A 12,010-nucleotide genomic window follows, 5' to 3' on the forward strand; every position below is an offset into this window, starting at 1 on the left:
AAGCCCGGTTTCAACGAAACCGGGCTTTGTTGTTTTATCATCTGCACATCTGAAACCCGCACATCTGCATATCTAAAACGGTGGTTCATCATCAATATCATCCATGCGTGACGGGCGGATAATAAAGTTACTTTGCTTTTCAAAATCCTGTGATGGCGCCAAGCCTGAGAATGCGCTGCCAGCAGCAGGAGGGAAGCCGTCCATACTCTCTTCGAGGTTGGCGAATTTTACATATTTACCAACAAACTTCAATCGTACAGTACCGGTTTCACCGTTACGGTGTTTGGCTATAATAACTTCACCCACGTTATTGGTTGGATTACCGTCTTCATCTTCTGTTAAACCATAATATTCAGGACGGTAAAGGAAAAGTACCATATCCGCATCCTGCTCAATAGAGCCTGACTCACGTAAATCCGAAAGCATTGGTCTTTTTGAGTTACCCGGCCTGGTTTCAACAGCACGACTTAATTGCGATAACGCGATCACCGGCACGTTAAGTTCCTTTGCTACAGATTTTAAAGCTCTTGATATGCTACCAATTTCCTGCTCACGGTTACCGCCACCTCCCTTACCTTCGGCTTTACCATGCATTAATTGTAAGTAGTCAATAATGATCAATTGGATATCATGCTGCGATTTTAAACGACGGCATTTGGCCCTGAACTCAAATATATTCAATGCCGGGGTGTCATCAATGATCAGGGTGGCTTGTTCAAGCCTGCCAATTTTAGAGTGGATCTGCTGCCATTCCCATTCTTCTAAAGTTCCCTTACGGATCTTTTCCTGTTCAATTTCGGTTTCGCCGGATATTAAACGGTTAACCAATTGAACAGAGGACATCTCCAATGAGAATACAACTACAGGTTTATCAAAATCAACCGCCGCGTTACGGGCACAACTCAGTACAAAGGCCGTTTTACCCATAGCCGGGCGGGCAGCTATAATAACCAGATCGGATTTTTGCCAGCCCGAGGTCATCCGGTCAAGCGCTGTAAAGCCCGATGCCACACCGGTAAGGCCGTCTTTTTTATCCTTTAAGGCTTCAATATCTTTTAAGGCCTCATGCACCAGATCGTCCATTTTACGGGCATCACGGCGCAAGTTACTTTGTGCAATTTCAAACAGGTTCTTTTCTGCTCTATCCAGCAGGTCCAGTACGTCAGAAGTATCTTCGTATGCACTTTGAATAACATCTGTAGATATACGGATGAGTTCACGCTGAATAAATTTTTGAATGATGATACGGGCATGGAATTCAATATTAGCTGCAGATGCCACACGGCTGGTCAATTCCGTAATATAATAAGCTCCACCTATCATTTCCAATTCCCCTTGCCTGCGTAGTTCGGCAGTAACGGTCAAAATATCAACCGGGGATGATTTTTCAAACAACTGTTTTATAGCCGAAAATATTTTCTGATGATTGTCGCGGTAAAAAACTTCGGGGTTTAAAACATCAATAACCGATGAAAGGGCGTCTTTTTCGAGCATTAACGCCCCTAAAACAGCTTCTTCCAGATCGGTAGCCTGGGGCGGAAGTTTCCCCAATCCGCTGTACGGTGTCGGGGTAGTGATGCGGCTCCGGCGGTCGTTGGTATTCGGCTTGTTCTGCAGGTTATCGTTCTCAAAATTCATAAGGCGACAAAAATATACAAAAAATGCTTTTTTGGAGCTACATTTCAATCAACATAGTGTATCGAGATTTTAAAACAATCATATCCAGCGTTATAATTTAAAGCTTTTTAGTAAACACACACATGTTGATAACTTGCTAATAAAATATCATCCATGCTGATTTTCAAACATTTAAACCTATGTTAATAAAGTTTTATAATGTTAACTATTATTGACCTGTATTTTGAAAAAACCGAAAAGGGTTATCAGTTCAATAAGTGCTTAATCAATTAATATAGCTACTTTTGCAGAAAAACAGATCAGTACAAATGGCATTTAATTCAAGACCTCAGCGGGAAAGCAACCAAATGGTTTTTGGTATCAGGGCGATCATGGAGGCCATCACTTCGGGTAAGGAAATTGAAGCGTTATACATTCAGAGAGGAGCAGGCGGAGGCCTGTCGCACGAGCTAAAATCCTTACTTACAGAATATAACATCACCGCCCAGCAGGTACCGGTTGAAAAGCTTAACCGCCTTACAGCCAAGAATCACCAGGGTGCGGTTGCCTTTATTTCGCCGATAACCTATCAGAAGATCGAAAATATAATTCCTGAGGTGTTTGAAAAAGGCGAGGTGCCGCTGGTATTGGTTTTAGATTCCATTACCGATGTACGCAATATGGGCGCTATTGCCCGCACTGCCGAATGTGCCGGGGTACATGCTATTGTTATCCCTGCTAAAGGTTCTGCGCAAATAAACCCCGATGCTATTAAAACATCAGCGGGAGCTCTGTATAAGATCCCCGTTTGCCGTCATGATAATTTTATGCAAACGGTGAGATTTTTGCAGGAATCTGGCCTACAACTGGTTTGTTGTACCGAAAAAACCAAAGAAGATATTTATGCTCCGGACTATACTGCTCCGACAGCCATTATTATGGGATCGGAAGAGGACGGTATCCGCAACGAGATTATCCGCATAGCAGATCACCTGGCCAAGATACCGATGTTTGGTGAGATCGAATCCCTGAATGTATCCGTATCAACCGGAGTGATATTGTATGAGGCGATAAGACAACGCGTTGCGGTTAAATAGTTGATTAAGTGAGTGGTTGATCGAGTTAAATCTGATATGTTTAACCACTCACCTAATTTAACTCAATCAACCACTCACCAACCTAAATAAACTTAGTACCAAACTTGGCTTTCACATCAGCCACCACCTGTTTTACATTCTGTTCCTGATCGCGCGGACAGATCAGCAGTGTGTTGTTGGATTCTACTACGATAAAATTATGCAACCCTTGCAGTATCACCAGCTTTTCGCCCGGTACATTCACCATACAGTTGGATGAATCATACATGATCACCTTTTCTGAGGGGATCACCACGTTGCCTACATAATCCTTCTCGGCCAGGTCATAGATCGACGCCCAGGTACCCAGGTCGCTCCAGCCAAAGGCCGATGGCAGTACATACACATTGTCGGCCTTTTCCATGATCCCGTAATCGATCGAGATGTTGATACATTGCTGGTAAGCTTTATGTACATAGTTCTTTTCCTCTTCGGTATTATACACCGGCCGGGCTTCTGCAAAGATCTCATGCATCTCGGGCAGGTGACGCCCGAAAGCTTTCACAATAGCCTTGGCCGACCAAACAAAGATGCCCGCGTTCCATAAGAAGTCGCCACTCTGGATAAAGGTTTTGGCTATCTCCAGCGTAGGTTTCTCGGTAAATGTTTTTACTTTATGAAAATCCTGGTTAATGGCCTGGTCGGTATACTGGATATAACCATAACCCGTATCCGGGCGCGATGGTTTGATACCCAGGGTGATCAGACTGTCGGTTGAAACTGCCGCCTGCAGTGATTTTTCAATAGCTGTCACAAAGGCGTCCTCGTCCAGGATCTGCTGATCTGAGGGGGCCACTACGATAACCGCTTCCGGGTTCAGGCTTTCGATCTTAAAACAGCCGTAAGCTACACAGGGTGCTGTATTGCGCATCACCGGCTCGGTCAGGATCTGGCCATCGGCCATATCCGGCAGCTGCTGTTTTACCAGTTTGGTGTAGTTCTCATTGGTCACTACATAAATGTTTTCTTTGGGGCATACTTTCAGAAAACGTTCGTACGTGTTTTGGATCAGCGTTTTGCCTGTGCCCAGGATATCTATAAATTGTTTGGGATGCGATGACCGGCTTATGGGCCAAAAACGGCTTCCGATGCCGCCTGCCATGATGATCGCATAATTGTTTTTATTCATATGGTAAAAAGAGTTTTTATTTGGCGTAGCCAGCGCAAAAGTGTACAATAATCTGTTAAATATGTGTTAAATAAAACTAAATAATTGGATAGCTAATTTGCCCGCAATTTAAATGCGCCAAATGAACAAATTGTTTTTCATTTAATAATCATATTTGTATAAAATTAAAAAGTAAATCCATCGTTTATTCATTAAATTTTGTTACTTTAAACTTTTAAAAACAATTCAAGATCACGTTAAACAATGATAGAAACTAAGAAGTCGCTATTTGATAATCTCCAGAATTTTTTCGGATTCGACAACTTTAAGGGGGAGCAGGAAGCGATTATAACTAACATACTGGCAGGTAATGATACCTTTGTGATCATGCCTACCGGTGGTGGTAAATCCATGTGTTACCAGTTGCCGGCATTAATGAGCGACGGCACTGCCATAGTAATTTCACCACTGATAGCCCTGATGAAAAACCAGGTAGATCAGCTTAGGGCTTTCGGAGGATCAGACAGTATAGCCCACTTTTTAAACTCATCACTCACCAAATCAGATATAGGCCGCGTTAAGGAAGATGTACTGGCCGGAAAAACCAAACTTTTATACGTTGCTCCCGAATCACTGACCAAACAAGAAAATATCGATTTCTTAAAACTCAATCATGTATCATTTGTAGCGGTTGACGAGGCTCACTGTATATCGGAGTGGGGACATGATTTCAGACCTGAATATCGTAAAATACGCCAGGTGATCAGCAATATCGGTGAAAATATTCCTATTATCGCCTTAACCGCTACGGCTACACCAAAAGTTCAGCAGGACATACAGAAAAACCTGCAAATGAACAATGCTACGGTATACAAATCATCATTTAACCGTTCAAACCTGTTTTATGAGGTTCGTGCCAAACGCAATGTGATCAAAGAGATCGTAAAGTTTGTAAAGCAGAACCAGGGTAAATCCGGCATTATTTATTGCCTTAGCCGCAAAAAGGTAGAGGAAGTTGCAGAAGCGCTTAACCTGAATGGTGTTAGGGCTCTACCATACCACGCCGGCCTTGATCCAAAAGTACGTGCTGATACTCAGGACAAGTTTCTGATGGAAGATGTAGAAGTAATTGTAGCTACCATTGCCTTTGGTATGGGTATCGATAAACCGGATGTTCGCTATGTGATACACCATGATGTGCCAAAAAGCATGGAGGGCTATTACCAGGAAACCGGCAGGGCCGGGCGCGATGGCGGTGAAGGTGTTTGTGTTGCCTTTTATTCTGAAAAAGACATTGATAAACTTCAGAAATTCATGAAGGACAAACCCGTTTCTGAACGGGAGATCGGTACACAGATATTAAAAGAAGTTATTGACTACTGCGAATCGTCGGTATGTCGCCGTAAACAGCTGCTGCATTATTTTGGCGAAAACTTTAATGAAGCAGGCTGCAATAACATGTGCGATAACTGCTGCGGTCATAAAGAACACTTTGACGGTGAAGAACACCTGCACAAAGCGCTAAGCCTGATCAGGCACATCGGCGAAAAATTCGACGACCAGCATATCATTAGTATCCTGATGGGAGCGGAGAATGCGCAGATCAAGAATTATGAACATGATGCGCTTGACTATTATGGATCGGGCAAGGAACAGGGCGAAAACCTGTGGAACTCTTTACTGCGACAAGCATTACTGAATAACTATCTTTCAAAAGATATTGATCAGTATGGCTTACTCCGGTTAACCAAAACCGGCAATAGCTTTATTGATAACCCCCACAGCATTCGTTTTGTTCTGAACAAGCAGATGGAAGCTACCGATGATGATGATGATGCAGACGGGCCTAAACAAGGCGGAGGCGCATTGGATACCCAGTTGCTGCAAATGCTTAAAGAGTTGCGTAAAAAACTGGCCAAACAAAAAGGGCTGCCTCCATTTGTAATATTTCAGGATCCATCATTGGAAGAAATGTGTACACATTACCCAATCACGACTGATGAGTTAAAACAGATCTCGGGAGTAGGAGCAGGCAAGGCTTTAAAATTTGGTAAGCCTTTTACCGATCTGATACAAAAATATGTAGAAGACAATGATATCGACCGTCCGGTTGATATGGTGATCAAAAGCGCGGCCAATAAATCGGCGCTTAAGGTTTTTATTATCCAGAATATTGATCGTCATTTAAACCTGGATGACATTGCAGCCTCCAAAGGGCTTACCTACGAAGAGATCTTGAAAGAGGTTGAGACAATAGTGAACTCGGGTACTAAACTTAACCTGAACTACTATATTGACGAGGTGATAGACGAAGATAAGCAGGAAGAAGTATTTGATTATTTCCGCACCGCCGAAGTTGACTCTATCGATGATGCTTTAGCCGAACTTGGAAACGATGATTATACTCGTGAAGAGGTACAATTAATGCGGATCAAGTTCATATCAGAAATGGGTAATTAAAAATGCTCAACATAAAAAAAGCTTTTAGTAAGTTGCTAAAAGCTTTTTTTATGCCCAATTACTATCCTTTCATTTAGAAATAATTTTAAACTCGGTACGCCGGTTTTTTGCCCTGTTCTCATCGGTATCATTGGGCGCTATCGGTTGTGTTTTACCGTAGCCTTTGTAAACCAGGCGTGCAGCAGCCACACCATTGGTAATTAAATATTGATATACAGATTTAGCGCGGTTTTCAGACAATGTCTGGTTGATCTGATCGGGCCCCACATCATCTGTATGGCCCGATATTTCGATATGTACAGCAGGGTTCACCGTTAAAAACTCGATCAGTTTCATCAGCTCCGCTTTTGATTCTGATTCCAGATCGAACTTATTGGTATCGAAGAAAATATTCTTCAGGATTACTTTACTGCCCACATCAATAGGCGATAGTGATACAGAAATATTAAACGGATTTTTGGTTTTATAGCCCACCAGCGAAAAATTTTCCGAATAAAACATATAACCACTTTTGGAGATATTGAGACCATAGTTTTTACCTGAAGTTATAGTTGCCAGAAAACTGCCTTCATCATCACTGCTGTAATCCTGGTAAACCGGTTGGTTACTTTGCAGATCGATGATCTCTATGGCTGCTTCCAACGGGTGGTTACTTTTAGCATCATGTACATTGCCTTTTACATAAGTTACTACATGCGGCCTTACACTTACAGGCAATTCAAAGGTATAAATATCATAACCACCATAACCGTTGAGATTATCAGATGCAAAAAAAGCGATGTTGCCATTGGCTGTTAAAGTTAAGCCGTTTTCGTCGCCGTTAGAGTTGATGGGGTATCCCAGGTTTTCGGGTTTTTGCCATTTACCGTCTTTCCCCAAACGACTTACAAAAAGATCTTTATTACCCAAACCAGGCCACCCGTTGGAGCTAAAATAAAGCGTGCTATCATCGGCATGGATAAAAGGAGATTGTTCATTATAAGCTGTATTGATATTGGGCCCAAGATTTTCTGCCGGCCCCCAACCTTTATTATCTAAAGTTGATTTCCATATATCATAGCCACCATAACCTCCGGCCCGGTTACTTACAAAATAAAGTGTACGTCCATCAGCGCTTATGGATGGCTGCGATTCCCATCCGGCAGTATTTACCGGCGGACTTAAATCAACCGGCTTGCCCCAATCATCACCTTTTTTTTGAGCAATGTAAATATCACACCGCCCCAAGCCATCCGGGCGATTGCAGCCTGTAAAAAATAAATATTTACCATCCTGAGAAATGGATTGTGCCCCTTCGTTGTATTGGGATGTATTGATCTGGTCACTCAAATAAGTAGCTGTTTGCCACTTCCCGTTTATATAGGCGCTTTTATAAAAGTCTTCGTTGTTATTGATCTTTCGGGTAAATATCAATAAGCTTTCATCGGCCGTGGCAACGGGCAGATACTCGTCATTGGCGGTATTGATCTCGGGGCCCATATTCACAGGCTTATATGCTACCGGGTGCTGCATGGCCTGGATGCTGAATTTAGCATCGGCTATGAGCTTTTGCGCGTATAGCTTATTAACGGGGGTGATATCAGGATACGTTAAATATTTTTCCAGATGCTGTTGAGCCTGAGGATATTTGGCTTCTGTAATTTCGGCCTCGCCAACTTTGAGATAGACTGAGCGGTTAAGACCCGGGTTAAGGGCTATAACCTTTAAATATTCCTCAATGGCTGGTTTATATAGATGCCTTAACCGAAATACATCAGCAAGCTGAGCGTGAGCTTCTATAAAATTCGGATCTTCTTTAATCGCTTTTTGAAGACTGGCAATAGCCTCATCATATAAATGATTATCAAGATTTTGGTTGGCCTCGGCAAAATACTTTATGGCTTCCTTTTTGGTGGTAGTGTATTGGTTTTGCTGGGCCAAGGCAATAACAGGAAGAAAAATTGATAAAATCAGAATGATTACAATCTTCATCTGTTTTGATACGATAAATATTATCGTAAGTTACAAATATTAAGGAATATTCAAATACTTATGCGTTTGCAATGATATTTCCCATTGCGGATTATTCATCACATAATCAACTATAAGCGGAGTCATTTCCTTTGATTTTGACCATTCGGGCTGCAAATACAACTTACAATCGGGCGATACCATTTTGGCATGATATTCAGCCCAATCAAAATCTGATTTATTAAATACGATCACCTTTAATTCATGAGCATTTTCGGCCACATGCGGCATAGGCGCTTTGAATTTTTTGGGTGAAAGACAGATCCAATCCCAATCGCCAGAAAGGGGATAAGCTCCAGACGTTTCTATAAAAGTTTTGATGCCTTTTTCGTGCAGCTGGTGGGTCAGATAATCTAAATTGTAGATCAATGGTTCCCCGCCGGTAACAACAACAGCTTTGGATGGATGAACGGATGCGTTGCTAACTATCTGATCAGTTGCCGTAAGCGGGTGTAGTTCGGCATCCCAGCTTTCTTTAACATCGCACCAATGGCAACCCACATCGCAACCGCCAAGGCGTATAAAATAAGCCGCTTTACCTGTATTGTATCCTTCGCCCTGTATCGTATAAAATTCTTCCATTAAAGGAAGCAGCGTGCCGTCGTCTGGAATCTGATGTGCCATATTTTTTGCAAAGTTACCTATTAAAGCTGAAAGCGTAAAGGCGAATGGTAAACACAAGGTAAAACGTTTACGCAATTTGTTCTTTTTAATCCGATTAATAATATTTATTATTACTTCAATTTTAATAACCAGTGCCGAATTAATACTGGGTTAACTTAACTGATATGAAAACCTTGTAAACCTAAAACTATACGCCGATGAAAAAATTCTACCTGCCCCTAATTTTTCTGGCCATTTTATGTTTGAGCTCATGTGTTGATATTGAAGAACAATATGATTTTAAAGCCGATGGCAGCTGCAATGTTGTTTATGGTTTTGATATGAGTAAAGCTGTATCAGTATTGGTAAACCTGATGTCCGATTCGGTAAAAGAAACACCTCAGTTTAGCCTGGTTAAGGATACAACGCTGAATTTTTACAGCGCGATGCCGGATAGTACCCAGCAAAAAATGAGCATCGAAGAAAGTAATATGGCTAAAACCAGTGATCTTTCCATCAATATGAACTTAAAAAAAAGTATCATGAAGGTAAATATCACGCATGTGGCTAAAAACGCTGTCGATTTACAATATTATCTTCAAAACCTTTCAAAAATAGCCCTCAATAGCCGGATCAACGCATTCACCAGCGCCGATAAAGCCAGTAAAAGCTTTGACGCCCGTCAAATGGTGGCCGGCCAGGATTATTACTCGTACGATATTACTCCACATAGGTTTTACCGCATAATTGATAAAGCTAAATTCAACGCCTTTTTAAAGAAAACCCAGGCAACCTTTATGATGGCCAAAGCCATGCTGATAGATATGCCTTATAAAGTGATCCTCAAGTTTGCCAAACCTGTTAAAAAATTAAATAACCCCAATGCCATACTTTCTGCCGACAGGCGCAGCGTAACACTGGTTACCAATATGGATGAGGTGATCAAAAATCCATCAGTAATGAATTTAAAGATCGATTTTTAAGATCAATCATTACTTTTGGAAGTCAAATCACGTACTTCATGAAGTGGTATAAAATACCGGAGATCCAAAATATCAATGAACCATTTATTACCAAGATAAAAGCTGGAGGCAAGAGTATCTGCCTCGTCGGTTTTGAAGATCGGATCTATGCACTTTCTGCCATTTGTCCGCATGCCGGGGCCGACCTGAGCGAAGGTTTATGTGTGAAGGGTAAAATCGTATGCCCGTATCACCGGTATACCTACAATTTGGAAACAGGAAAGGGAGGAGAGGGACAGAACGATTTTGTAGCCACTTATCTTGTTGAACTCAGAGAAGATGGGATTTATGTAGGTATAAAGTCTTTTTGGGAGAGGTTAAGTGGAAGGTAATGCCTCTCAAACTTTTCATAAAACACGATTGATCTTTATCTTTAGCTATGCATTATTCCCTGTTACAACTTCTCATCTTACTTTTTGCGGCTTTTATGCTGATTATGCTGGCAAAAAAGTTAAACATTGCTTATCCTATATTTTTGGTTTTAGCTGGCTTGGTTATCAGTTATATACCCAGGATTCCCATTATAACCATTGACCCCGATCTGATATTTCTGATATTTTTACCGCCTTTACTTTATGAAGCGGCCTGGTATACCTCATGGAACGATTTTTGGAAATGGAAGCGCCCGATAAGCCTGCTGGCATTTGGATTGGTTATCTTTACTTCAACCATCATTGCCTTTCTGGCTACAGCTATTATACCTGGCTTTACGCTGCCTATGGGCTTTTTACTGGGGGGCATCATATCGCCACCTGATGCTGTTGCCGCCACTTCAGTTTTAAAAAATATTAAGATCCCCAAAAGGATAACCACCATATTGGAGGGCGAGAGTCTGGTTAATGATGCCTCCAGCTTAATTGTTCTACGCTTTGCTTTGGCAGCCGTACTTACCGGCCACTTCTCTCTTCATCAGGCCGTTACAGATTTCTTTGTGGTTACTTTCATGGGTATTGTAATTGGCCTGGCTGTAGCGCATGTGATGTATGTTATTCATCGTTTTTTGCCTACTACGGCTGGTATAGATGCTGCACTTACGTTATTATCTCCGTATTTTATGTACCTGGCGGCCGAACAGTTTCATTATTCGGGTATCATGGCTGTGGTAAGCGGTGGGTTGTTCCTTTCATATCGGTCGCACGAAATATTTACCGATGGACAAAGCCGGATGCAAACCGTTAATGTTTGGTCAACCCTGGTTATTATCCTCAACGGATTGGTTTTTATACTCATTGGTTTAGAACTGCCAACCATTATGAAAGGTTTGGATGGTTATTCACTGGCCGAGGCCTGGCGATATGGCTTGATCATCAGCGTAGTGGTTATTTTGATCAGGCTGGTCTGGATCTATCCCGGAACGTACGTACCCCGCTGGTTGTTTAAAAGTATCCGCACAACAGAGCCTGACCCGGGCTGGAAAAACCCCTTTATTGTTGGTTGGGCCGGGATGCGCGGTGTGGTATCGCTGGCAGCCGCACTTTCTTTGCCATTGTTAACCAGTGCAGGGCATGCTTTCCCGCATCGTAACCTCATTATTTTTATCACCTTCGTGGTAATATTGATCACACTGGTATTTCAGGGATTTACATTGCCGATACTGATTAAGTGGATGAATATAAAAGATGCAGACCCGATGGTACCCGAAGACCAGCAGGAAATGACCATCAAGATCAGATTAACAGAAGTAGCTTTAAAAAGGCTCGATGAACATTATTTTGACGAAACTGAGCACAATTATCTGCTGCAGCTATTAAAAACCGAGCTTCAAAATAATGTGGAACACGCCACAGCACGTCTGGATTCACTCGCACACGGAGATACCCACAAAACACAAAGAGATATCTATCGAAAAGTACTGAAAGACATCTATCAGCACCAGCGTAAAGAACTGTACCTGATACGGAAAGAGAAAAAGTTCAGTGATGAAGCCATCCGCAGACAAGCTATGCAGGTTGATTTGGCCGAAATGAAGATATTTAGTAAGTAAGGAAAGTGTTGATTAAGTAAGTAGTTGATTGCATTAAGTTAGAGCCCATTTAGCTCAATCAACTACTCAC

Annotated in this window: 9 protein-coding genes; 5 read left to right on the forward strand and 4 right to left on the reverse strand. The window is 42.0% G+C overall.

Annotation, left to right across the window (positions count from 1 at the left end; all coding sequences use genetic code 11):
• Positions 1-72: 72 nt before the first annotated feature.
• Positions 73-1,638, reverse strand: a complete 1,566-nt coding sequence (gene dnaB, locus ACNURT_RS14495) for a replicative DNA helicase (protein WP_370995551.1) — start codon at positions 1,636-1,638, stop codon at positions 73-75.
• Positions 1,639-1,946: 308 nt separating this feature from the next.
• Between dnaB and rlmB the strand changes: the two genes are divergently transcribed.
• A complete protein-coding gene (rlmB, locus tag ACNURT_RS14500) occupies positions 1,947-2,714 on the forward strand; it encodes a 23S rRNA (guanosine(2251)-2'-O)-methyltransferase RlmB (RefSeq protein ID WP_419698281.1) in 768 nt (255 codons plus the stop codon).
• A gap of 82 nt (positions 2,715-2,796) precedes the next feature.
• Here rlmB and ACNURT_RS14505 read toward each other — a convergent pair whose 3' ends face one another.
• On the reverse strand, positions 2,797-3,882 hold the full coding sequence (locus ACNURT_RS14505) for a mannose-1-phosphate guanylyltransferase (RefSeq protein WP_419698282.1): 1,086 nt from the start codon (positions 3,880-3,882) through the stop codon (positions 2,797-2,799).
• 246 nt (positions 3,883-4,128) lie between these two features.
• Here ACNURT_RS14505 and recQ point away from each other — a divergent pair, with 246 nt between their 5' ends.
• Positions 4,129-6,321 carry a DNA helicase RecQ gene (gene recQ / locus ACNURT_RS14510; protein ID WP_419702131.1) on the forward strand — a complete coding sequence of 731 codons (2,193 nt, stop codon included), beginning with the start codon at positions 4,129-4,131 and terminating at the stop codon, positions 6,319-6,321.
• Between the two features lie 69 nt (positions 6,322-6,390).
• Here the strand turns inward: recQ and ACNURT_RS14515 are convergent, their stop codons facing one another.
• Positions 6,391-8,292 (reverse strand): OmpA family protein, encoded by a 1,902-nt coding sequence (locus tag ACNURT_RS14515; RefSeq protein WP_419698283.1) that lies wholly within the window; start codon positions 8,290-8,292, stop codon positions 6,391-6,393.
• A gap of 39 nt (positions 8,293-8,331) precedes the next feature.
• Positions 8,332-8,955 carry a 7-carboxy-7-deazaguanine synthase QueE gene (locus ACNURT_RS14520; protein ID WP_419698284.1) on the reverse strand — a complete coding sequence of 208 codons (624 nt, stop codon included), beginning with the start codon at positions 8,953-8,955 and terminating at the stop codon, positions 8,332-8,334.
• 197 nt (positions 8,956-9,152) lie between these two features.
• Here ACNURT_RS14520 and ACNURT_RS14525 point away from each other — a divergent pair, with 197 nt between their 5' ends.
• From ACNURT_RS14525 to ACNURT_RS14535, 3 genes are read left to right on the forward strand one after another with little or no spacing between them, the layout of a single operon-like run.
• A complete protein-coding gene (locus ACNURT_RS14525) occupies positions 9,153-9,917 on the forward strand; it encodes a hypothetical protein (RefSeq protein WP_419698285.1) in 765 nt (254 codons plus the stop codon).
• A gap of 38 nt (positions 9,918-9,955) precedes the next feature.
• Positions 9,956-10,288 (forward strand): Rieske (2Fe-2S) protein, encoded by a 333-nt coding sequence (locus ACNURT_RS14530; protein ID WP_419698286.1) that lies wholly within the window; start codon positions 9,956-9,958, stop codon positions 10,286-10,288.
• Between the two features lie 47 nt (positions 10,289-10,335).
• Complete coding sequence (locus ACNURT_RS14535) at positions 10,336-11,940, forward strand: Na+/H+ antiporter (protein ID WP_419698287.1); 1,605 nt, start codon at positions 10,336-10,338, stop codon at positions 11,938-11,940.
• Positions 11,941-12,010: the final 70 nt, after the last annotated feature.

Source organism: Mucilaginibacter sp. NFX135 (assembly GCF_048565145.1).
Lineage (GTDB): Bacteria > Bacteroidota > Bacteroidia > Sphingobacteriales > Sphingobacteriaceae > Mucilaginibacter.

Coding starts and splice junctions, on each gene's coding strand:
- ACNURT_RS14505 (WP_419698282.1), bottom strand. CDS start 3,882: ATGAATAAAAACAATTATGCGATCATCATGGCAGGCGGCATCGGAAGC.
- ACNURT_RS14530 (WP_419698286.1), top strand. CDS start 9,956: ATGAAGTGGTATAAAATACCGGAGATCCAAAATATCAATGAACCATTT.
- dnaB (WP_370995551.1), bottom strand. CDS start 1,638: ATGAATTTTGAGAACGATAACCTGCAGAACAAGCCGAATACCAACGAC.
- ACNURT_RS14525 (WP_419698285.1), top strand. CDS start 9,153: ATGAAAAAATTCTACCTGCCCCTAATTTTTCTGGCCATTTTATGTTTG.
- ACNURT_RS14535 (WP_419698287.1), top strand. CDS start 10,336: ATGCATTATTCCCTGTTACAACTTCTCATCTTACTTTTTGCGGCTTTT.
- ACNURT_RS14515 (WP_419698283.1), bottom strand. CDS start 8,292: ATGAAGATTGTAATCATTCTGATTTTATCAATTTTTCTTCCTGTTATT.
- ACNURT_RS14520 (WP_419698284.1), bottom strand. CDS start 8,955: ATGGCACATCAGATTCCAGACGACGGCACGCTGCTTCCTTTAATGGAA.
- rlmB (WP_419698281.1), top strand. CDS start 1,947: ATGGCATTTAATTCAAGACCTCAGCGGGAAAGCAACCAAATGGTTTTT.